This window comes from Lacinutrix venerupis (genome assembly GCF_001971745.1).
In the GTDB taxonomy this organism is placed as follows: domain Bacteria; phylum Bacteroidota; class Bacteroidia; order Flavobacteriales; family Flavobacteriaceae; genus Lacinutrix; species Lacinutrix venerupis.
The window spans coordinates 1196110-1219535 of record NZ_CP019352.1; the positions used below are offsets into that span (position 1 = coordinate 1196110).

Consider the following 23426-nt stretch of genomic DNA (forward strand, 5'->3'; position numbering starts at 1 on the left):
TTTCTAAACCTCCATTTTTTTAAGCTCATTGTAATTTCTGTTTAAGCGCTTCATTAAAACACCGTAAATTAACTTGTAAAAAAGCCAAATTAAACCAACAAAAACTATTGTGGTTACTAGCATAATAAGTGCAACTGTAATTTTGCCACTAGTATCTAATTTAGTAATTACCTCTTCTAATTTAGGATCTGTTTTTGTTGCGTAATAAGAGCCTAAAACCATAGAAACAAAAGCCATAATTAAATTATAAGCCACATAGTATTTTATTACTTTTCTAGTACTAATAATACTTTCCATAAGTTTTTTAGCATTATCTGTAACAGATATGCTTTTGTAACTTTTATACAGTAAGTAAATAAATATTAATATTACGGTAAAGCTTAAAATTGTTAAACCTAACAATAAGCCTTCATTAACATGCGTAGCTTCAACCTTTGCTCTATAAGAAGCAGATAATTTTGGTAGAAAAGTAATTGCAATCCAAAATATAAGTTCGGCAATACTAATGTAAAAAAGCGTCTTAACAATAGAAGACGATTTTTTCCATAACATAGGATACAATTCTTTAGAGCTTAATCGCTTTTCTTCAACAGTATCCTTCTGCCAATGTTTTTTTAATAAATCTAATTCATCCATATGTTTACGGATTTAAAATGGTTCTTAATTTTGTTTTCACTCTATTCATTTTTACTCTAGCATTCACTTCAGTAATACCCATTGTTTCGCTAATTTCTTTATAATTTTTGTCTTCTAAATACAAGAAAACAAGAGCTTTTTCAATATCATTTAATTGGTGTACAGCACTATATAAAAGTTTTAATTGTTGTTCTTCGGTATCATCATAATCCTCCGCTTTTATTTTAAACTGTACCGTATCAAACTCTGTTGTATTTATAGTACGTTTAGACTTTCTATATAATGTAATAGCCGTATTTAAACCTACTCTATACATCCACGTACTAAACTTCGAGTCTCCACGAAATTTAGGATACGCACGCCATAACTGTATGGTAATTTCCTGAAACAAATCATTATGCGCATCGTAGTTATTAGTATATAATCTACATACTTTATGCACAATGTTCTGGTGTTTTTCCAGCAGTTCTACAAAGCTATGTTCAAGTTCTTTATTCAATGTTTTTGGTTAGGTTACACTATAAGTAGAATAAATGTAAAATATGTTACAAATTTTTTATAATTTAATTTTTGGCGTTCCCAACCTCCGCAAAAAAGCTCCGGTTGGTCAGGCTTTCAAGGCTCGCTCTCTGCGAGGAGCTCAAACAAACCTTTCAATCCTTAATGCAAGCCAATATAGTGTTAAAAACCATGGATTCTATATAAAATAAATAGTCTTTATAAAGCTTATATTGTATCTTTGAGTATAGTATAAAACATCTTTTTTTTTATGAATATTCCCAAAACTAATCTTCCAAGAATTGTAATTGTTGGTGGCGGTTTTGCTGGTATCAATCTTGCTAAAACACTGGCCAATAAAAAAGTACAAGTTGTATTGCTAGATAAGCATAACTACCATACTTTTCAACCTCTACTTTACCAAGTATCTTCTTCAGGATTAGAACCAGATTCTATTGCTTATCCTTTACGTAAAATTTTAAAAAAGCATAAAAATTCTTTTTTTAGATTAACCGAGGTAAATAATATAGATGCAGAAAATAAAACAATTAATACAACCATAGGAGACCTTAAATACGATTACCTTGTTTTGGCTACAGGTACAAAAACTAATTATTTTGGAAACAAAAAAATAGAAAACTACAGTATGCCAATGAAGGAAGTATCGCAAGCCTTGGATATTAGAAGTTTAATTCTTCAAAATTTTGAAAAAGCAGCAATAACAAGCGATAAAAATAAAAGAAAAGCCTTTCTTAATTTTGTAATAGTTGGAGCAGGACCAACAGGTGTTGAGCTCGCTGGTGCCATTGCAGAGCTTAAAAATAATATTTTACCAAGAGATTACAGAGATTTAGATCCAGAGATGATGCAAATTTATCTTCTAGAAGGAGGTAAAAGTGTATTACCACCAATGAGTTCTCATGCATCTAAAAAAGCAGAACACTTTTTAAAAGCACTTGGCGTTTTAGTACACTGTAACACACAGGTTAAAGATTATGATGGAAAAACAGTAACCACAAATACAAATTTAACTTTAGAATGCGAAACACTTATTTGGGCAGCAGGTGTTACTGGAGATCCAGTTTATGGTTTAAATGCAGAAGTTTTGCAAGAACGTTCTAACCGTTATAAAGTTAACCAATACAACCAAATAAAAGGTGTAGACTCTATTTTTGCCTTAGGCGATATTGCTTATATGGAAACAGAAGCATACCCAAAAGGACACCCACAAGTTGCACAACCAGCAATTCAACAAGGAAAATTGTTAGGTAAAAATATTTTAAAACTAATAGAGGGAAAACCTATGCAGGCCTTTATATATAAAGATAAAGGTTCAATGGCTACAATAGGTAGAAATAAAGCAGTGGTAGATTTAAAACATTTTAAGTTTTCTGGTTTTTTTGCTTGGTTTGTATGGATGTTTGTACACTTAATGTCGCTTGTAGGTTTTCGTAATCGTGTAATTATTTTTTTTAATTGGACTTATAATTATATAAATTTTGATAAAGCAGCACGATTAATAATTAGGCCTTTTAATAAAAAATAGAGAACAAATACATTTCATCATTTAAAAACAACAATTCGGTAATAATCAATTTTAAAAACTAAACTTCGGTTGCATTTTTGGACCATCAATCAGGCTGAATATATTTTTTAGTTAACCAAAAACGCAACAATTATGAAATTTATTACCGCAATTCTAATCACATTAATCAGTGGTCAATGCTTTGCACAAACTATTACAGGACAAGTTATAGATGTTAAAAACAATCCTATAGAAGGTGCCAATGTTTATTTAAAAGGCACTTACGACGGTACAACTACCAATGCAGAAGGTAATTTTGTTTTTAAAACAACAGAAACAGGAACGCAAACTTTAAATATTTCTTTTATTTCATTCGAAACATACACATTAACAGGAGATGTTTCTACTTTAAACAATTTAAAAATAACGTTACGCGAAGATGTAAACGCGTTAGATACAGTAGTGCTTTCGGCAGGTACTTTTTCGGCAGGCGATAATAGTAAAGTATCAGCTTTAACATCTTTAGATGTTGTTACTACTGCAAGTGCCCTTGGTGATTATGTTGGTGCTCTACAAACTTTGCCAGGAACTACAACAGTAGCAGAAGATGGTCGATTATTTGTTCGTGGTGGTGAGGCAGAAGAAACTCAAATTTTTATAGATGGTATTCGCGTGTTTACACCTTATTCACCTTCTACAAATAACACACCAACTCGCGGACGTTATTCTCCTTTTTTGTTTGATGGTATTACTTTTTCTACAGGCGGTTACAGTGCAGAATATGGGCAAGCCTTATCAAGTGTTTTACTATTAAATACTATAGACGAGCCAGAACAAGAAAAAACCGACATTGGTATTATGACGTTGGGAGCAACATTAGGCAATACACAAAAATGGGAGAAAAGCTCGTTAAGTGTTAATGCTTCTTATATTAATTTAGAACCATATCAAGCCATTTTTAAAGATAGAAACGATTGGAAAAAATCTCCTGAAAATTTTTCTGGAGAAGCTGTTTACAGATATAAAACTAATAATGGGCTGCTTAAATTATACTCGGCTTTCGATACAACAAATTTTGAACTCATTCAAGAAGATATCAATCAACCAGAAGGAATACACTTTAAACTAAATAATGCAAACCTTTATTTTAATGGTTCTTATACCGAAAAGTTAAAAAACAGATGGAAACTAGCTACAGGAATTAGTTATACTCATGCTAAAAGCAAAATGAATATAGATAATAGTAATATTGATGATATTGAAAACTCTTTTCATGCTAAGCTAAAACTTAGAAAAAGCTTTAGCAATCGTTTTAAACTAAATTTTGGAGCAGAATATTTTGCAACAGATTTTAACGAAGATTTTAATAACGAGTTAATGGCGCCTTTAAATTATGGATTTAAAAATAATATTGCTTCAATATTTACAGAAACCGATATAATTTTCTCTAAAAAAATAGCTTTAAAAGCAGGTTTGCGTACAGAATATAGCCAATTATTTAAAGAAACTAATATCGCACCACGCTTGTCTTTAGCATATAAAACAGGAGCTAAAAGCCAATTATCTTTAGCTTATGGCGATTTTTATCAAAATCCAAACAGTAGTATTTTAAAGTTTGAACAAGATTTAAAAGCACAAAAAACACAACATTATATTTTAAATTACCAATACAATAATGATGGTAAAATATTTAGAGCAGAAACTTATTATAAAGGTTATAATAATTTAGTAAAATACAATACAGAATTTGCTGGATTGGAAAGTAATTATAATAATTTAGGAACTGGATTTGCTAAGGGATTAGATTTATTTTACCGTGATAATAAGAGCATAAAGAATATCGATTATTGGCTAAGTTACTCTTATTTAGATACAGAAAGAGATTATAAAAATTACTTAACGGCTGCACAACCTAATTTTGCTAATAAGCATAACCTTTCTGTGGTTGGAAAATATTGGATTGAAAATTGGAAAAGTCAATTAGGTGTAAGTTATAGTTTTGCTTCTGGGAGAACTTATACCAACCCAAATAAAGCTGGTTTTTTAAATGAAAAAACCAAAAGCTATAATAGTTTAAGTTTAAATTGGGCGTATTTATTAAGTCCTCAGAAAATTTTATATTTTTCTGTTAATAATGCTTTAGGATTTAAAAACGTAAACGGTTACCAATATGCAACAACACCAGATGTAAATAATAATTTTGCTAGTCGTGCTTTGCGTCCTGCCGCAGATCAGTTCTTTTTTGTAGGTTTCTTTTGGACTATTAGCGAAAACGGTAATGATAACCAACTGGATAATTTGTAAACTTTATTTTTTATTTAAACATTAAAAATCCCAATAGCTTCATAAAGGACAGTAACAATACCGTTCCATACTTTTTCTAAAACAACTTTAAGGATTCCTTTTAGTGTGTTAACAAAGTTGGTAACCATATGCTTTAAGCCATCGAGAAAGAACCCGATAAGGTCGTCTTCAATTTCTCCAGTAGCAATACCTGCTTTTATAATAAGAGCTTGTTTAGAAATAGCTTCTGCTTGCCGCTCGCTAAAACCTGTTACCAAAGCAATATCTTTTTCTAATATGTTAGAAGCTACGTTTTTTATAGAATCTATTAAGTTAGCTGTTTTGTTATTCATAATATTAACGTTTTAAAAAGCTTTCGTAGGTTACGGCTTGATCTAAAAATATTTTAATTTCACCTTTAAAAGTTTCTATTACTATTGGGCTTAAACCAGAAGATTGGTCTTTTTCTTTCATTTTAACCAAGTTTTCTACAATACGATTAAAGGCAAAAGCGCTTGGGTAATCGCTAGATGAGGTTGGACTATTACGTTCTGCTAATAAATTATTTATATGTTCTGTAGTTTTGTTGCTTGGTATTGGTCGTGCTTTAGCAAGTAGATTTAAGGTTTCAAACTTGCTTATTAATGAGTTGTATGTGTTTTCTCGTCTAGAAAAACTTTCTTCATTTGTACCTCCAGCAATTTCTGCTAAAAATAAAAAAGTCTCTGTTGTAGCCTCTGTAGATTTATCTATAATTGTTTGGTTATAGCTAGGTGCTAAATAGGTTTTACAGTTAGCTAAAAGTAATACGCAAAAAAGAAGTAGTGTGTTTTTTAAAAAAAGGTGTTTTATTGGTTTCATTTTTATAGTATTACTTAATATTTCATTTTTATTTAAATCCATAAATTTTAGATTATTCCACATGATCTTGTCTCCAAAATAAATAACCAATTAATAATCCAAAGACCATAGATATTGCATGTGCTATGCGTATTTCGTTTTGTGTTGGTTGGTTAGGTATTTTTGCTACAGTTTCAATTAAAAAAGGTCCAATTTTTAAAAAATAAATTAATGCCGCAATTGAAAAAAGTATAATTGTACCAGTAACTTCGTGAACTAATTTTTTGCTTTTTCGTGTAAAAAATAAGTTTATAGCAACTGCTCCCCAAAAATAAGTAAGTACAAAAAATGCCTTTTCGGTTTCACCTTTAATAACTTCGCTAATGGTAATATTATTAGTCGCCGCTAAAATAATATCGAATATAATTAGCAGTACAAATAAGCCAATTAAAATATATTGCACTATGCGAACTAATTTAGGATGTGTTTCAAAATACGTTTCTAAGTTTTGCATGATTTTTAATTAAATATGTCTAAATAATCTAAATGACGCTGCGACCAAAAAAAGTGACCATAAATAACTCCCAAAATTAATAGTAGTAATTGTATACGTCGTTTCATTACAAAATCTTTGTCCTGTTTTAATCCTATTATTAATAAGGCAATTAATAAAACAACTACTAAAACAACTGGAAGCCAGGCGTTAGGTCCTAAAAGTGGAACTTCTGTTCCTAAAAAAAAATGTCCACCTAAAATTCCCCAAGCAGTTGTTAGAAAAAAATATTTATGGTATGCCCAACGCTTGATTAGAAAATTTACAGTGTCATTTTCTACATCGTTAAAATACAAATAGATATTAAAAAGTATTAGGAATAAAATGGTTATGCCAATAACAATTTGCACAATTAATGTATAATCCATTGTTTAGTGTTTATAGTTAAATTAATAGCAGCTTAAAGTTAAGTAATTAATTTTAAAATTTATGCTTCCAAATTGTTAAGGAATGTAATGTTTTATAGTTTTTTACAATTCAGTATTAAAAAATAACAGTTCGGTAATTCGTTTTTTTTAAACAAGTATTTGTGCAAGATATTTGTCCTAACAATTAAAACCACAAAATTATGTACAGATTAGCACTATTAGTTATTATGATGATTACTTCTAATTTAAATGCACAAACCGAAAGTAAATATGAAACCGGTATGTTAAAAGCATTTAGCTTATGGGAAGAACAAAAAACAGAGGAAGCTGTAAATTTATTCGAGCGTATCTCGAGTGCAGAAAACGAAAATTGGTTACCAAGTTACTATGCAGCTCAAGTATTAATCCTTGATGGATTTACAAAACTTCAAGACTCAGAAAAATTAGATGCGCAATTAAAACGAGCTCAAAATTTTATTAACGATGCAAAAACAAACAGTAAAGAAAACGTCGAAATTCTAGTTATGCAAGCATTATTGCATACCGTTTATGTTGCAAGTGATGGAGCAAAATATGGCATGACCTTAGCGCCAAAAGTAGCACAGTTGTATGAACAAGCATATAAACTTGATTCTAAAAACCCAAGAGTAGTATTAAATAGAGCCGAGTGGAACATAGGAAGCGCAAGATATTTTGGTCAAGACACTAAGCCATTTTGTAACGAATTTAATAAAGCCTTAGAACTTTTTGTTAACTTTAAACCAGAATCTAAATTTCACCCAAATTGGGGAAAGGAAAGAGCAGAGCAAATGATTAAATCTTGTAATTAATAAGTATGATTAAATTCTTAAAAGCATTTGGTAAAGCCTTTAGCATTGGTATTCTAGTATTTATTGTAATAGGTATTTTTAGATTTATTAATGGAGATACTATTGCGTTCGATAAATATCTACTGGAATATTTTATATATAATCAAGCTTATTCGGTTATTTTATATTTAGCAAATTCTTTTTCAATTAATTACATGACAGATAAAATGGGTTACAAACTCTTCGAGTTTAAAAACCTTATTATGGCTGTAATATTATCTATTGGAGTCTCGATACTATCTATTTTTTGTATTCGATACATAACAAGAGTAATAATTTATAACAGCACGTTTAGTAATTTTTTAAAAACCGAAACACTAAGTAGTTATCTGTTTGCTTTAGGAATTTCAATTTTAATTACTGTAATTTTTTATAGTATTTATTATTACAAAAATAAACAGGATCGTAAGGTAAAAGAACAAAAAGTAATTGCTGGAACTGCAAGTGCAAAGTTTAATGCTTTAAAAAACCAGTTAGACCCACATTTTTTGTTTAATAGCTTAAATGTATTAACTAGTTTAATTGAAGAAAATCCGGATAGTGCACAAAAATTTACAACTAGTCTATCTAAAGTTTATCGTTATGTTTTAGAGCAAAAAAATAAAGATTTAGTTACTGTAGACGAAGAACTAAAATTTGCAAGAACATATATGTCGCTTTTAAAAATGCGTTTTGAAGACAGTATTGTATTTAATATTCTTGAAAAAGCATCAAACCCAGAAAGTAAAGTAGTGCCATTATCACTACAATTACTTCTAGAAAATGCAGTAAAACATAATACAGTAACAGAAAGCAAACCTTTACACATTAAAATTTACGAAGACAACGGAAATTTAATTGTAGAAAACAATTTACAAACCAAACAAGTAATAAAAAAGAGTAGCGGAGTAGGCTTAAGTAATATTAAACAGCGTTACCAGCTATTATCAAATAAAACAGTTAGTATAACAGAGGATAAAACCAAATTTAAGGTCGCTATTCCAATGCTAACAAAACAAATTATAGTTATGAAACAAACACCAATAAAACAATACGACGACAGTTATATAAGAGCTCGTAAAAGAGTAGACGAATTAAAAGAATTTTATTATAATTTAATTTCTTACTGCTGTGTTATTCCATTTTTAATATTTATAAATTATAACACATATTGGGATTTTAAATGGTTTTTCTTTCCGCTTTTTGGTTGGGGATTAGGCTTAAGTATACACGCTTATAAGGTTTTTGTAAACGATGGCGTTTTAGGCAGAAGTTGGGAGGAGCGTAAAATTGAAAAATTTATGAAAGAAGAAGAAGGTAACCAATACAATCTATAATTATGTCTCAAAATATAGATCCATATAACAACACTAATTCTCATAAAAATTTTGATAGAGAAGAAGCTTATATAAGAGCTAAAAAAAGAGTTAAAAAAATTCTTGGCTTTTATTGGCACTTAGCATCTTATATAGTAATTAATATTTTTATTTTATATGTTATTTCTCAAAATTTAAACGGAGAAAAATTTTGGTCGTTTAATGTCTTTTCAACAGTAATTTTTTGGGGAATTGGATTGTTGTTTCATTTTTTAGGCGTTTTTGGATCAAACTTTTTGTTTGGTAAAGCTTGGGAAAAACGAAAAATAGAAAAGTATTTAAAAGAAGAAAATAAAAAATGGGAGTAAACATGAACACAAATCAAATAGATCAACAACGTTTAGAACGTGCAAAAAAACGTGTAAAAAGAATAAAAGGTTTTTATACACACTTGTTAATTTATATTGTAATTAATACAGTTATTGTGTTTATAAATATTGATAATTTAAAACCCGGACAATCTTATTTTCAATGGTATAATTTTATAACATTAACCATTTGGGGAATACCATTAATTATCCATGGTCTAACTGTATTTTTACCTAATTTTATATTAGGAACAAATTGGGAAGAACGAAAAATTAAAGAAATTATGGAGAATGAAAACAATGTGTGGGAGTAATTATCTTTAAATTAAAGCGCTAAAAACTATTAAGTAATTTTTTAAAAGTTCACCAACCTATAATTATGAAAGTAATAATAATAGAAGACGAAAAACCTTCTGCCAGACGTTTACAACGCATGTTAAAAGCGCTAGATATTGAGGCCGATACCATGTTACACTCTGTAGAAGAATCCATCGAATGGTTTCAAAATAACGAGCATCCAGATTTAATATTTTTAGATATACAGTTAAGCGATGGTTTGTCTTTTGAAATTTTTGATGCAATCGATATAACTTCAGCTATAATATTTACAACTGCTTACGATGAGTATGCGCTTCAAGCATTTAAATTAAATAGTATTGATTATTTACTTAAACCTATTGATGACGAAGAGTTAGAAGCAGCGGTATCTAAATTTAAAATACGCTTACCCAAAAAACAAACAGTTTCTTTAGACTTTAATGAAATTAAAAAACTTTTAATTAATCCTATAGAACGAGAGTATAAAAAACGTTTTTCGGTAAAAGTAGGCCAGCATTTAAAATTAGTTAATATAGAAGATATAGAATGTTTTTATAGTGAAAATAAAGGCACTTATTTACATACAAATCAAGGCAGAAGTTATTTGTTAGATACTACTTTAGATAGTTTAGAAGAAGAGTTAGCTCCAGAACATTTTTTTAGAATAAACAGAAAATTTATTGTAAATATTCAAGCAATAGAAGATATGGTAAGCTACACAAATTCAAGGTTACAAATAAAACTAAAAACTTATAAAGGAGAAGAAGTTATTGTAGCTCGTGAGCGTGTTAAAAAATTTAAGTCTTGGTTAGAATAGTTAATCTTCAATTCTATTATCATCAAAAGCAGATGGTAATAATTTAGGAATAAATTTAATAACTAACGGAAGTAATAGTGCGCCTCCAGGTAATATAAAAATAGCGAGACTTGGTATGGCTTTAAAAATATCTAATAATTGCTCGTTTACTTTTTTTTGTTCTTCTTTAGAGAGGTCCTTAACTGTTGATTTTGTTAATAAAATCATTAACTCTTTACTTTGAGATAGTTCTTTTAATAAACGTTTACTATTTCTAGAGATTAGTTTAATTACAATTTTACTTGAGTTATCATAAAAAGATTTTACAATATTTTTAGAACCTAATAATACAATATCTTTTTTATGTGTTTCATAAAAAGTAGAAATAGACTGCATGGCAGTTGTTACATCTGTATTTTTTAGCTTTAGATCTTTACCTAAATTAAATAAAAAGTAACGCTCTTTATCATCAATAGTTTTATCTGTCCAGGTTGCCATACATGCTAAATCTAGTATGTATTGCTTTTCTAAAGGTGTTTTTAAATATTTAATAGCTTGAGCATAAGTAAGCTGGTTCGTTTGCTGGTAACGTAAAGACTGCTCAAATAGATTAATAAGGCTATTATCGTACTTAGTTTTTTCGGTTTTAGCATTTAAAGTTTTTAAAACTATGGTTTCTATTGCACTTTCTTCGTTAATAATAGAGGCTTCGGTAATATGTCCTGAAATTAAATATTCTTTATAAGCCAATACATCTATAAATAACAATGCATTTGTAATAAAATAGTTAAAGCTTTTATTAATAAGGTTGCTATCTATTTGAATGCGCTTATGTATTATTTTTTCTAAAGCTTCAGTACTATTGTTTTTCTTTATAATCTCAGATAGAAAATGCGTTTTATGTGCATTAATTTTTTTGTAAAATAAAACGGTATCTTCTATAAAATTTTCATTTGCTTTAACAGATTGATGTACAACCATTAAAGCAGTAAGATGATTGATTTTACATATTTCTTCAGAAGAAAAATCTGCCTTATCAATATAAGATAGAGCTATATCCGTATTGCTACCATATATATAACCACAAGTTATTAATTCTTGATAAAGACTTATAAGTGTTAAAGCTTTGTTAGAGAAAACTTTATGAAATATTAAAGTTTGCTTATTTATCCAGCCAAATGAAGATGGGTTCACTTATTATTAGTTTTTAGCCGCTAAGTTACTTATACTAAATGAAACTTATAGACTATAAGTGGTTCAAGTTGTTAACACAAGTTTAACAAAACCGACTTCTGCATTTTCTCGTATGTAGACTGAGAACCAAAAAATTAATTAACAAAAATCTCATTAAATTATGAAAAAATTAAAAATTTTATTAGGAATTTCGGCTATTGCAGTTGCAGGTTTCTTTATGGTAGCAGCCGATCACATTGACGCACCAGCAGTTGCAGGTGGAACAAGTGACATTACAGATTTCTATGCTTTTAGAGCACAAGATCAAGACAACATTGCATTTGTTGCAAATGTACAAGGCTTATTAAGTCCAACAGCATCAGCTTCAGCACAGTTTGATGAGAATGTATTAGTAGAAATTAACATTGATACAGATGCAGATACTGTAGAAGACTTATTAATTCAAGCAGTAGCAAGAGATGGAAAAATGTATGTATTTGGACCATTTGCAGCTGGATCTTCAGCAGGATTAAATAGTACAATTAACACGTCTGCTCCATTAACAGTAGTAGATATTACAGGTTACAATGATGCAGCAGTTACAGCAACTAACGCTTCTAATGGAGTTAAAGCATTTGCAGGACCTAGAGATGATCCATTTTATTTTGATTTCGATCAGTACAATGAAATCTTAGCTGGTAATGCACCAGGAGGATTTAACAACCCAGGAACAGATAAGTTTGCTGGTACAAATGTACTGTCAATAGTTGTAGAAGTACCAAAAACTTTAATTGGTGGAACTGGTACAATTAATACTTGGTTAGAAACTAAGTCTAAATAATAATAATCAACCTAAAAACATATATAATTATGAAAAATATAAAAACATTAATGATAGCATTATTAATTTCTGGAGCAGCATTTAATTGCTCTGATGATGATGATAATGCAGTAACACCAATAGGAGAAGCTACTATAGATTTCTCAGGTACTTACACACAAGACGACCAAATGGGTAGACCTGCTATAAACACTGTGTTTAGTGTAGGCGATAGCCAGAAAAACACATTTAATACAACAGTGCCTTCTGCACAAGGACCAGCTTTTCAATCAAGTTTCGAAACTAGATTATTAGCTTTAAACGGAGCTTATACTACTAATGCTTTAGGATTAAATGCAGAAGATTTTACAGGCGTTTTAGCTACAGATGTTTTAAGTGTAGATTTAGATGGTGTTACCACTTTTTTCGATGGTACTAACGTTTTAACAGGAAGAACTCTTGCAGACGATGTTATTGATACAGAATTGTTATTAATCTTTGGTGGACCAATGGGTACAGATAATCCTACTTTAACAACGGATTATGTTGCAGGAAACGATAAAGATTTTTTAACATCTTTCCCTTATTTAGCAACACCTCACTAAATAATATATTAAACCAGAGTGCTTTTTTTAGTGCTCTGGTTTTTTTATATAATATACTTACCAACAAACACAAACAGACATGAAAACATATTTATACTTCCTATTCTTTTTAACTTTGTTTTTTAGTTGCGAAGAAAAAGCCAAAACAATTACAAATTCTGAAAATTATGATGGATATCTAATTGCAGAAAATAAAAAATTAGAAAATGCAACCGAAGAATATAAATTTTGGTCTGCAAAACAAGAAAAAACACCACATCCTGTAAGTTATTTTTCCCAACTTGCAAATGCTCAAAACCAATTATTTGATGCCACAGGAAATATTGAAAATCTTAAAAAATCTGAAGATTATTTATTAGAACTAAACACTAAAAATAATTTTGAAAAATGTGGAGAATTAAGAGCCTTAGCAAGAAATTACATTTCTCAACACCGTTTTAAAGAATCTTTAGAACTTTTAAAAAAAGCCGAAACTATTGGTGATGATTTAGAAAGCACTCAAAAAATGATGTTTGATGTGCATATGGAACTTGGCAACTTTGATACAGCTAAATCCTACCTAGAAAAATTAGTAGATTTAAACAGTTTCGATTATTTAATTAGAACAGCAAAATGGAATGACCATATTGGAAATCTAGATGCTGCTATTAAATATATGGAAATGGCTATGATTAAAGCAGAGTCTTCAAATCTTAAAAATTTAAAAATTTGGTCTTATACTAATATTGCAGATTTTTATGGTCACGATGGCCAATTAGATAAATCTTACCAATACTTTCTTAAAGCTTTAGAATTAGATCCCAATAATTCTTATGCAAAAAAAGGTATAGCTTGGATTATATACTCTTACGAGCGTAATCCAGAAGAGGCGTTACGTATTTTAAACTCAATTACTCAAACGTATAGTGCGCCAGATTACTTACTGTTAAAAGCTGAAATTTCAGAATATTTAAAGGACGAAAATTCTAAAAATAATTATATTGCGTCTTATAAAAAAGCAGTACAAAATAGTAAATATGGCGAGATGTATAATGCTTATAACGCTAAGTTATTTGCTGAAGACAAAACGCTAATTGACTCTGCAATTACAATTTCTAAAAAAGAAATAGAAAATAGAGCAACACCTCAATCTTACGATTTATTGGCTTGGGCTTATTACAATAAAGGTGAATATAAAAAAGCTTTAGAAATTGTAGATAAACATATAATTAATAAAACATTCGAACCAGAAGTATTATATCATATTGCCGAGATATATAAGGCAAATAATATGAATGATGAACTACAACCATTAAAAAAAGAACTACTTGGTGCAACATACGAGTTAGGACCTGTAACCGAAATTAAAATTAACCAACTATAAATAAAAAATGAAAAACCCAAAAAGTATTCTGCGCATTGCATTATTCTTTATCTTTTTTCTAAGTTTCAAAATTCTTACTGCACAACAAGTAAAAGGATATGTTTTAAATAATAAACAGCCTTTAGCTACCGCTTATATCTATAATTTAGATACAAAGTCGCACTCTCACACTGCAGATAATGGATATTTTGTTTTAGAAAACAATAAAGTAAACGACACAATAACTATAAGTTTATTAGGCTTTAAAAAGAAAAACATAGTTCTTAAAGAAGAAGATTTTAATACTACAATTAGTATAAATCTAGAACGTAAAATTTTTCAATTAGATGAATTGGTCTTGTCCGAACAAGAAAATGTATTAAATACATTAACAAAAATAGATGTACAAACGTCACCTATAAATTCTTCTCAAGAAATATTAAGAAAAATACCAGGATTAATAATAGGGCAGCATGCTGGTGGAGGTAAAGCCGAACAGATTTTTTTAAGAGGTTTCGATATCGATCATGGTACAGATATTTCTATAAATGTGGATGGAATTCCGGTAAACAATGTATCTCATGCACATGGTCAAGGTTACAGCGATTTACACTTTGTTATTCCAGAAACTATCGAGAGTATTAACTTTGGTAAAGGACCATATTATGCTAATGCTAGAGATTTTACAACAGCAGGTTATGTAGATTTTAAAACTAAAAGTAGTATAGAAAATAATACTATTAAATTATCTTATGGAGATTTTAATACCATTAGAACACTAGGTCTTTTTAATTTAACAGATAACAATAAAAATTCTAACGCCTATGCAGGTATAGAATATATTGAAACCGATGGCCCATTTAATAGCTCTCAAAACTTCAACAGACTTAATCTTATTGGTAAGTATTCTACTTTATTACAAAATAGAAATAAAATTACAACAACTGTTACTCACTTTAATAGTCGTTGGGATGCTTCTGGACAAATACCAAATCGTGCTGTTGAAAGCGGATTGATAGACCGTTTTGGTGCTATTGATGATACCGAAGGAGGCAATACAAGTAGAACAAACATAAACTTAGAACACAAGTTTTTTGCAAGTGATGATACCACAGTAAAGTCTAATGCATTTTATTCTCATTATGATTTTGAACTGTATTCTAACTTTACCTTTTTTCTTGACGACCCTATTAATGGAGACCAGATAAAACAAAAAGAAGACCGCTCTATTTTTGGATTTAATACCGAAATAAAAGAACAAAATGCCTTTAATAATGAAATTATTGAGACTACTAGCGGAATTGGGTTAAGATATGATAAGGTTAATGATGTAGAGTTATCTCATACACTAAATAGAAATACCACTTTAGAATTTATACAACTTGGCGATATAAACCAAACCAATGCGTTTGCTTATTATAAAGCTGGATTCGATTTAGGAAAAGTTAAAATTACTCCAGGATTAAGATTAGAATATTTTAAATTTTTATATAATGATGCTTTAAGCGAAGATTATGAAACGCAATCTGAAACTAAAACAGCATTATTACCAAAGCTTAACATACAATACAATCAAAACAATAATCTACAATGGTTTTTAAAGTCTGGAATTGGTTTTCATTCTAACGATGCTAGAGTAGTAGTAAGCCAACAAGGAAGAGATATTTTACCAAAAGCTTATGGAGTAGATTTAGGTAATGTATGGAAACCAACTAAAAATTTAGTGATTAATACTACAGCATGGTATTTGTTTTTAGAACAAGAATTTGTTTACGTTGGAGATGCTGGAATTGTAGAACCTAGCGGAGAAACAGAACGTCTAGGTTTAGATTTAGGATTAAGATACCAATTAAACGATTATTTATATTTTAATACAGATGCAACATTAACAAAAGCTAGAAGTATTGAAGAAAATGATGGTGAAGATTATATACCATTAGCACCAAGTTTTACTATGGTTGGAGGATTAGCTTTAAATAATTATAAAGGTTTTTCTGGAGCTTTAAGTTATAGATTTTTAGATGATAGAGCTGCAAACGAAGACTATTCTGTTACAGCAGAAGGTTATTTTGTAACAGATTTTAATCTTAATTATAAGTTTAATAAAAACCTAACATTAGGTATTTCAATAGAAAATATATTTGATACAGAGTGGAACGAAACTCAATTCTTAACAGAGTCTAGACTACAAAATGAAATTGATTCTACAGAAGAAATTCATTTTACACCAGGAACTCCATTTAATGCTAAAGCAACTTTAACTTATAATTTTTAAAACCTTATGGATGAATTTTACGTAAGTATTTTAAAATCATCCATTAACATTAAAATATAAGATTTAAAGCTATGAAAAAGATATAAATTTTGTTTGTTTTTTTGTTGGTTGATTTGGAAAGTGCCTTGCTTATTCCTAACTATATAAGTAAGGACTTTCTTTATCAAAATAAAGTAATGTAAGGGAAGACAATTACTTTATTAACTAAGCTCAGGTTTTTATCTGAGCTTTTTTATGCGCTATTATTAAGTAAATGTTTAATTGTTTTTACAAAACTGTTTTATAAAAAAAAGTCGGCTGTTATAAAATAACAGCCGACTTAAATAAATATTTAAAATTATATATTTAAGAAGTTTTTTCAACAACTCCTAAAGTATATAATTGTTCAAGCGTTGGAGAAACACTTCCTCCAGCTGGTTCTAAGGTAATACCAAATGCTTGAGATTCGTTTGTGTTTTCTAAGCTAAATATTTTGTTATCATCAGATATAAAATTATCAATAGTACCTAAACTTGTTGGTGTAAGAGGATTTAAAGTTAAAGACCAAACTTGGTAAACTTTACCTTCTGGAGGTTCTGGTAAACCTGCTAAATCTAAGTAAACAGTTTTGTTGTCTTTATTCCAATAAGCTTTTGCATAAGCTTCAGGATAAACAGCTTGTCCTGCAAGAGGAACACCAATTACATCTTTATCCCTAAAGACATTAATTATTTGTTTAGAGTCTGCTAAATCACTGTTTAAATCTTCTATTTGTGTTTCAAAGAAATCTTTTTCAGTTTGTATTTCAGTAATTTTATTTTCTAATGTATTATTTTGATTATTCATCCATAATAATCCACCACCTAAAATAAGTGCAGCAGCCCAACCAGTATAATTATACCAATTATTTTTAGGCTTATTGTTTAAAGTTACTACCTTATTTTGGCTATCTGTTCCTTTTAATTTATCAAGGATCGTTTTAAATGAAATCTTATTTTTTGGAGCTGCAGCTTTAGTTAATTTAATTACAGCAGCTTCAATATCTAAAACTTCTTGAAGAACTTCAGGATGTTTTTGCATCATACTAAGTACCTCTTCGTTTTCTGCTTCGGTTAGCGAACCAGCAACATAGAGTTCTAGTATTCCAGATGCTATGTATTGTTCTTTTTCCATATTAATTTAATACCAATTCTCTTAATTCTTTAATACAATTTCTATTGTGAGTTTTTATTGTCCCAATAGGAATTTCTAATGTTTCAGATGCTTCTTTTTGCGTATAACCTTTAAAGTAAAGTAGATCTATTACTTTTTTACACTTTTCGGCTAACTTCCCAACATATTTTGCAATGCCAATAGCATCGGTAGAAGTGTTGAGGTCATCTTGAGTTGGTATGATATCTACGAAATAATCAGAGCTAAGGTTTTTAGAACTGTTTTTAAAACTTTTAGAGCGCGTTTTATCTATTGCTGCATTTCTCGAAATATTAAGAATCCAAGTAAAAAAACGTCCTTTTTTAGAGTTATAAGAGTCTGATTTATGCCATGCTTTTATAAAAACATCCTGCATAACTTCTTGTGCAATGTCATGATCTCTAACGATATTATATATAACACCATGCATGCTTTCGCTATACATATTGTATAATTTCTCAAAGGCTTTCTCATCCTTTTCTTGAAATTTAAGTACTAATGTTTCTAATTGCATATACTTTTATAAAATTTATTGAATTATACCTCCACAGCTAATTCTGCTACCTGCAGCACCACTTGGCTGAGAAGTAAAATCATCTGTACCTTGGTGTACAATAATGGCTTTTCCTAAAATGTCTTTTGTGTCGTCTCCACAGCCTATACACCATTCGTTTGTAGAAAAGTTTACAGCAGCAAAACCTTTTTCGTCTGCATTAAAATTTCCTATATCACCTTTATGGTATCCTGCTGCGTCTCCCCATTTTCCATGTGGTTCTGCAGTTGGGTTCCAGTGACCTCCAGTAGATTTTCCATCGGTAGAAGAACAATCTGCTTTTTCATGAATATGTATTGCATGTTCACCAGGATCTAAACCTTCTAAAATGGCTGTCATTTCTACTGTACCGTCTTCTTGTGTAAAAACAACATTACCTTTTACATTACTGTCGCTTTTTGGTGATAAAGCGAACTTAACTTTTACAGCTTTTTCTGCTTCTGTAACTGGTTCAACTTTATCTTTTGCATCTTTTTTACAACTGGTAAGACTTGTAAATGCACCTAAAAGTGCTAATAATACTATTTTTTTCATTGGATTAGTTTTTTTAATTATCATTATAGGTAATTTAAGGTTATTAATAGTTTTTTGCAAGTATCTTTTAATTATTTATGCTTTAAGATTAAATTTAAATTTTATATCTCACATTTTTAGTTATTTACTCATCAAAAAATAATTTTTTCTTTAATCTATGGAAAAATTTTCAATGGCTTTAAATTCAGAAATATCTAAATTTTCAATGGTGTTTCTATAGTTTTTCCAATCTGTATTAAAAAAGGTGTTTGTTTCTTTTAAAGCTTCTTTTAAGGCTGTTTTTGCATGGTTTAGTAGTGTTGTTTCTGTACTAGTTAAACCGTTTTGTCTCGAGCTTATATAACTACTTGCATTTCCTATTCTAGAATTAACTGTTGGTAGGTTACTACGCGTTATACCTTGTCTGTCATCTTCTTTACCAAAATAAACAGCAAATTGTTCGTCTATTTTTTTAATTATTTCTTTAGATGCTTTTATCTCTTCTTTGTATTTCTTTTTGTCTAAACTGCTAAGGTTTTTCTTGAATTTTTCTGCTGTTTTTTTACTTTCGGCTAATTGCTTTGTAGCATCTGCCATGGTTTGTCTTAAATCTTCAATAGCCTTTAGAGCTGTATAAACTTCGTTTGTATTTTGAGTAGAAACTTCTATTCTAGGATCTTCTTCTACAGTAATTAGTTCTTCCGAAGTTAAATTACCATAATGCATTACAGCTTTGTAAGTTCCAGGTTTTACTGTCACGCCTCCTGGTTCGCTTGATCTTTTGCGTAATGATTTTGATGGCCTATCTTTTCCGCTTTCACGCATATACCAAGTCCAGTTATATATACCTGTTGTATCTGGAGTTTTTCGTTTTAACGTTCTAATAAGTCTATCGTTATCGTAAATTTTAATGCTTATAGAGTCCCATTTTACAATATTTTCATCTAATTCGCTTTCCTCTTTTTTTGATTCTTTTTTATCTTCTTTATCTTTTTTTGTTGGCTCATCTACCTTAACAAAATATCTAAATCTTGCTCCAGAACCTCTATTTTCGCCGTTATACATAGCGTCTGCTCCAAAACGGCTACCAGTTGGTTGTTGGTAAGCTGCTTTGTAGGCTGTTGGTGGCGAAAATAATTCTAGTTTTTTATTAGAAATTTCGTTTTTAGCAATAGCTCTTAATGGTCTAATGTCATCTAAAATCCATGCGGCACGACCAAAAGTACCAATAACCAAATCGTGTTCTCTTGGGTGAATTACTAAATCTTTTACAGGAACTGTTGGGAAACCTTCTGTCCATTTTGTCCATTTATTTCCTGCGTTTGTAGATATGTACAATCCGTCATCTGTACCTAAAAACATAAGGTTTGGTTCTTCAATATCTTCTACAATTGAAAGCGCGTAGCTTTCAACATCATTACTATCTACAATACGTTGCCATGTTTTACCATAGTTTTTTGTTCTGTATGCATAAGGTTCATAATTAAACCTTCTATAATCATTTGCAACTAAAAGCGCTTCACCTTTATTTTTATTACTTGCTTTTATTTGTACTATCCAGCTGCCTTTTGGTAAACCACTAAGGTTTTTACTAACGTCTTCCCAAGTGTCACCACCGTTTTTTGTAATGTGTACGCGTCCATCATCTGTACCAACCCATAGCATATTTTTTTCTAGAGGTGAAGGTTCGATAACTAATATTGTACAATGGTTTTCTGCACCTGTAGCATCAATTGTTAATCCACCACTATCGCGTTGTTTTTGTTTTTCAGGATCATTAGTTGTTAAGTCTGGCGAAATAATTTTCCATGTATCACCTTTGTTTGTCGATTTATGCACAAATTGACTTCCAAAGTAAATTGTACTATTATTAAATGGGTCTATGTTTATGGCAGAATTCCAATTAAAACGAAGTAAAACATCTGCATCTGGATGTGTTGGTCTAACCATATAATTATTACCTGTTTGCCAATCGTAACGGCTTACATAACCTTGTTGGCTCATTGTCCAACCGTAACGCGAATTATCACGATCTGGAATAACATCAAAACCATCACCAAAACTTATTTCTTGCCAATAGCTATTTCTAATACCTTGAGCTCTCCAAACATAAGCAGGACCACGCCATGAACCATTATCTTGCATACCACCATAAACATTGTATGGGAACTCGTTATCTACATTTATATGGTAAAATTGAGCCACTGGCATGTTGCCAATAAAGCGCCATGATTTTCCGCCATCTTTTGTAATATTCATTCCGCCATCGTTACCATCAATCATAAAATTTCCATTTTCAGGATGTATCCACCAGGCATGATGATCTGGGTGCACACCATTATTTGCACCATAAGCAGGCATAAGTTGCTTAAAACTTTTACCGCCATCTTCACTTACATTAATATAAGTGAATACAGAATATACACGGTTTTCATTTTGTGGATCTACATATATTTCAGAATAATAAAATGGTCTGTTTCCAATGTCGCTTTTATCGTTTATTTTTTTCCATGAAAATCCGCCATCTTCACTTTTGTAAAGCGCATTCTTTTTAGCTTCAACTAAAGCATAAATTATATTAGGTTTATTTCTAGCAATTGCAACACCAATTCGGCCTAAATTTCCTTTTGGGAAACCTTCTTTTTCTGTAATTTTTTTCCATGTTTTACCACCATCGTGAGTAATATGTAAACCAGAACCTTCGCCACCAGAATTAAAAAACCATGGCTCACGTTTGTGCTCCCACATAGCCGCAATTAATTTGTTAGGATTTGTAGGATCCATTACTAAATCTGCAGCTCCAGTTTTATTATTTGCAAATAATATATTTTTCCATGTTTTACCACCATCTGTAGTTTTATAAACACCACGCTCACTGTGTTCTCCCCAAGGACTACCAATAGCAGCAGCATAAACAACATCTGGGTTTGTTGGGTCTATTATAACTCTATGTATATGTCGTGTTTTTTCTAAACCCATAGATTTCCAACTTTTTCCAGCGTCTAAAGATTTATAAATACCGTAACCGCCATTTAAGCTATTTCTTGGGTTACCTTCACCTGTTCCTACCCAAATAACACTTGGGTTAGATTGTTGTATAGCAACAGCACCAATAGATGCTGTAACTTCATTATCGAAAATAGGATCCCATTTAATACCTCCAGAAGTAGATTTCCATAAACCACCAGAAGCTGTACCAACATACATAATATCTGGATTTGTATGTACAGCGTCAATTGCTGTAACACGTCCAGACATACCGCCAGGACCAATATTTCTTGGTGTCATGTTTTTAACCAAATCCATAGAGAAATCTTGCGAAAATGATGAAATAGAAAAGAGTAATAGTAGTAAAATGTAAAGTTTTTTCATTTTTAGTAGATTAGTTTGCATAAAGTTAAGCAACATAATCTTAAAAAGGTGTTAAGAGGTATATTTTGATGGCATTTTGTTGTATTTTTATAATGCAATGAAAGAAAATAATATACAGAAAAAAGGCTTTGTTTTTAAAAATTATGAAGCACCTTCGCAATCACCTTTCGATAAACTTTTTGATATATTTAAAGAGTTAATCACACATACTTCAGGTGATTTTGACGAAGCCATAGATTGGCTTAGAGAATTAGATAAAGAATATAAACTTACCACGGCAGATTATACAATAGACGATTTTATTGAAGATTTAAAAGCTAAAGGTTTTATAAGAGAAGAAATAAAACCAGATGGCAAAAAAGGAATTGGCATTACAGCTAAAACAGAACGTGCAATTCGTCAAGCGGCTTTAGATCAAATTTTTGGAAAAATTAAACGAAGTGGAAGTGGAAACCATAAAAGTAAAGGTGTTGGAATAGGAGATGAGCATACTGGAGATTTTAGAAATTACCAATATGGTGACGGTTTGGATAAAGTCTCTATGACAGAAAGCCTTAGAAATGCTCAAATAAATAATGGAATTGGTGACTTTACTATTACCGAAGACGATTTGGTAGTAGAAGAAACAAGGCACAAATCTCAAATGAGTACAGTGTTGATGATAGATATTAGCCATAGTATGATTTTGTATGGTGAAGATAGAATTACTCCTGCAAAAAAAGTAGCTATGGCTTTAGCCGAATTAATTACAACACGTTACCCAAAAGATACATTAGATATTTTGGTTTTTGGTAATGATGCTTGGCCAATAAAAATTAAAGATTTACCATATTTAAACGTTGGGCCATACCACACAAACACAGTTGCAGGCTTACAATTAGCTATGGATTTGTTAAGAAGAAAACGTAACACTAATAAACAAATATTTATGATAACCGATGGAAAACCAAGTTGTTTGCGTTTGCCAGATGGTACTTATTATAAAGACAGTAACGGTTTAAATCCTCACATAACCAATAAGTGTTATGCTATGGCACAACAAGCTAGAAAATTACACATACCAATAACAACTTTTATGATTGCTCAAGATAATTATTTGATGCAGTTTGTTCAAGAATTTACAAGAGCTAATCAAGGCAAAGCATTTTATACAGGATTAAAAGGATTGGGAGAAATGATATTTGAAGATTATGAAACCAATAGAAAAAAACGAATTAAAGGATAATTAAGTACAAAATATAAGTGTAATGTCGA

23 protein-coding genes are annotated in these 23426 nt (G+C 30.2%); 12 read left to right on the plus strand and 11 right to left on the minus strand.

What is annotated here, in order from left to right:
- Nucleotides 1-3: 3 nt before the first annotated feature.
- Both BWR22_RS05405 and BWR22_RS05410 read right to left on the minus strand, forming a co-directional pair.
- Nucleotides 4-636 carry a hypothetical protein gene (locus tag BWR22_RS05405; RefSeq protein WP_076732395.1) on the minus strand — a complete coding sequence of 211 codons (633 nt, stop codon included), beginning with the start codon at nucleotides 634-636 and terminating at the stop codon, nucleotides 4-6.
- A gap of 4 nt (nucleotides 637-640) precedes the next feature.
- Nucleotides 641-1135, minus strand: a complete 495-nt coding sequence (locus BWR22_RS05410) for an RNA polymerase sigma factor (protein ID WP_076732396.1) — start codon at nucleotides 1133-1135, stop codon at nucleotides 641-643.
- A gap of 270 nt (nucleotides 1136-1405) precedes the next feature.
- Between BWR22_RS05410 and BWR22_RS05415 the strand changes: the two genes are divergently transcribed.
- A complete protein-coding gene (locus BWR22_RS05415) occupies nucleotides 1406-2680 on the plus strand; it encodes an NAD(P)/FAD-dependent oxidoreductase (protein ID WP_076732397.1) in 1275 nt (424 codons plus the stop codon).
- 132 nt (nucleotides 2681-2812) lie between these two features.
- Nucleotides 2813-4963 (plus strand): TonB-dependent receptor, encoded by a 2151-nt coding sequence (locus BWR22_RS05420; protein WP_076732398.1) that lies wholly within the window; start codon nucleotides 2813-2815, stop codon nucleotides 4961-4963.
- Nucleotides 4964-4977: 14 nt separating this feature from the next.
- Here the strand turns inward: BWR22_RS05420 and BWR22_RS05425 are convergent, their stop codons facing one another.
- From BWR22_RS05425 to BWR22_RS05440, 4 genes are read right to left on the minus strand one after another with little or no spacing between them, the layout of a single operon-like run.
- Nucleotides 4978-5295: a hypothetical protein gene (locus tag BWR22_RS05425; protein ID WP_076732399.1), complete on the minus strand. Its 318-nt coding sequence runs from the start codon at nucleotides 5293-5295 to the stop codon at nucleotides 4978-4980.
- Nucleotides 5296-5299: 4 nt separating this feature from the next.
- Entirely contained in the window at nucleotides 5300-5845 is a 546-nt protein-coding gene (locus BWR22_RS05430; protein WP_156875576.1) for a hypothetical protein, read from the minus strand.
- Nucleotides 5846-5855: 10 nt separating this feature from the next.
- Nucleotides 5856-6296, minus strand: coding sequence for a hypothetical protein (locus BWR22_RS05435; protein WP_076732401.1), 441 nt, complete (start codon nucleotides 6294-6296; stop codon nucleotides 5856-5858).
- Between the two features lie 5 nt (nucleotides 6297-6301).
- Nucleotides 6302-6703: a hypothetical protein gene (locus tag BWR22_RS05440; RefSeq protein WP_076732402.1), complete on the minus strand. Its 402-nt coding sequence runs from the start codon at nucleotides 6701-6703 to the stop codon at nucleotides 6302-6304.
- Nucleotides 6704-6903: 200 nt separating this feature from the next.
- On the opposite strand from BWR22_RS05440, the gene BWR22_RS05445 reads away from it, so the two are divergent.
- The 5 genes from BWR22_RS05445 to BWR22_RS05465 all read left to right on the plus strand — a co-directional run bounded on the left by BWR22_RS05445 (nucleotide 6904) and on the right by BWR22_RS05465 (nucleotide 10370).
- Entirely contained in the window at nucleotides 6904-7533 is a 630-nt protein-coding gene (locus BWR22_RS05445) for a hypothetical protein (protein ID WP_076732403.1), read from the plus strand.
- A 5-nt stretch (nucleotides 7534-7538) separates the two neighbouring features.
- The gene (locus tag BWR22_RS05450; protein WP_076732404.1) at nucleotides 7539-8888 is read left to right on the plus strand and encodes a 2TM domain-containing protein; all 1350 of its coding nucleotides are present in this window, start codon (nucleotides 7539-7541) and stop codon (nucleotides 8886-8888) included.
- 2 nt (nucleotides 8889-8890) lie between these two features.
- Nucleotides 8891-9235, plus strand: a complete 345-nt coding sequence (locus tag BWR22_RS05455; protein WP_076732405.1) for a 2TM domain-containing protein — start codon at nucleotides 8891-8893, stop codon at nucleotides 9233-9235.
- A gap of 2 nt (nucleotides 9236-9237) precedes the next feature.
- A complete protein-coding gene (locus tag BWR22_RS05460; protein ID WP_076734372.1) occupies nucleotides 9238-9549 on the plus strand; it encodes a 2TM domain-containing protein in 312 nt (103 codons plus the stop codon).
- Between the two features lie 65 nt (nucleotides 9550-9614).
- Nucleotides 9615-10370 (plus strand): LytR/AlgR family response regulator transcription factor, encoded by a 756-nt coding sequence (locus BWR22_RS05465; RefSeq protein ID WP_076732406.1) that lies wholly within the window; start codon nucleotides 9615-9617, stop codon nucleotides 10368-10370.
- On the opposite strand, the gene BWR22_RS05470 is transcribed toward BWR22_RS05465, so the two are convergent.
- Nucleotides 10371-11543, minus strand: a complete 1173-nt coding sequence (locus BWR22_RS05470; RefSeq protein WP_076732407.1) for an LETM1-related biofilm-associated protein — start codon at nucleotides 11541-11543, stop codon at nucleotides 10371-10373.
- Between the two features lie 160 nt (nucleotides 11544-11703).
- On the opposite strand from BWR22_RS05470, the gene BWR22_RS05475 reads away from it, so the two are divergent.
- The 4 genes from BWR22_RS05475 to BWR22_RS05490 all read left to right on the plus strand — a co-directional run bounded on the left by BWR22_RS05475 (nucleotide 11704) and on the right by BWR22_RS05490 (nucleotide 16564).
- Complete coding sequence (locus tag BWR22_RS05475; RefSeq protein ID WP_076732408.1) at nucleotides 11704-12363, plus strand: DUF4331 family protein; 660 nt, start codon at nucleotides 11704-11706, stop codon at nucleotides 12361-12363.
- Between the two features lie 29 nt (nucleotides 12364-12392).
- A complete protein-coding gene (locus BWR22_RS05480) occupies nucleotides 12393-12947 on the plus strand; it encodes a DUF4331 family protein (RefSeq protein WP_076732409.1) in 555 nt (184 codons plus the stop codon).
- 79 nt (nucleotides 12948-13026) lie between these two features.
- Nucleotides 13027-14310: a tetratricopeptide repeat protein gene (locus BWR22_RS05485; protein ID WP_076732410.1), complete on the plus strand. Its 1284-nt coding sequence runs from the start codon at nucleotides 13027-13029 to the stop codon at nucleotides 14308-14310.
- Between the two features lie 7 nt (nucleotides 14311-14317).
- A complete protein-coding gene (locus BWR22_RS05490) occupies nucleotides 14318-16564 on the plus strand; it encodes a TonB-dependent receptor (protein WP_076732411.1) in 2247 nt (748 codons plus the stop codon).
- 345 nt (nucleotides 16565-16909) lie between these two features.
- On the opposite strand, the gene BWR22_RS05495 is transcribed toward BWR22_RS05490, so the two are convergent.
- From BWR22_RS05495 to BWR22_RS05510, 4 genes are all read right to left on the minus strand, one after another.
- Nucleotides 16910-17716, minus strand: coding sequence for an anti-sigma factor (locus BWR22_RS05495; RefSeq protein WP_076732412.1), 807 nt, complete (start codon nucleotides 17714-17716; stop codon nucleotides 16910-16912).
- 1 nt (nucleotide 17717) lies between these two features.
- Complete coding sequence (locus BWR22_RS05500; protein WP_076732413.1) at nucleotides 17718-18248, minus strand: RNA polymerase sigma factor; 531 nt, start codon at nucleotides 18246-18248, stop codon at nucleotides 17718-17720.
- A 15-nt stretch (nucleotides 18249-18263) separates the two neighbouring features.
- Complete coding sequence (locus tag BWR22_RS05505) at nucleotides 18264-18821, minus strand: superoxide dismutase family protein (protein WP_076734373.1); 558 nt, start codon at nucleotides 18819-18821, stop codon at nucleotides 18264-18266.
- A gap of 150 nt (nucleotides 18822-18971) precedes the next feature.
- Nucleotides 18972-22172, minus strand: coding sequence for a VPS10 domain-containing protein (locus tag BWR22_RS05510; protein WP_076732414.1), 3201 nt, complete (start codon nucleotides 22170-22172; stop codon nucleotides 18972-18974).
- A 97-nt stretch (nucleotides 22173-22269) separates the two neighbouring features.
- Here BWR22_RS05510 and BWR22_RS05515 point away from each other — a divergent pair, with 97 nt between their 5' ends.
- Nucleotides 22270-23397, plus strand: coding sequence for a vWA domain-containing protein (locus BWR22_RS05515; RefSeq protein WP_076732415.1), 1128 nt, complete (start codon nucleotides 22270-22272; stop codon nucleotides 23395-23397).
- The last annotated feature ends 29 nt before the right edge of the window (nucleotides 23398-23426 follow it).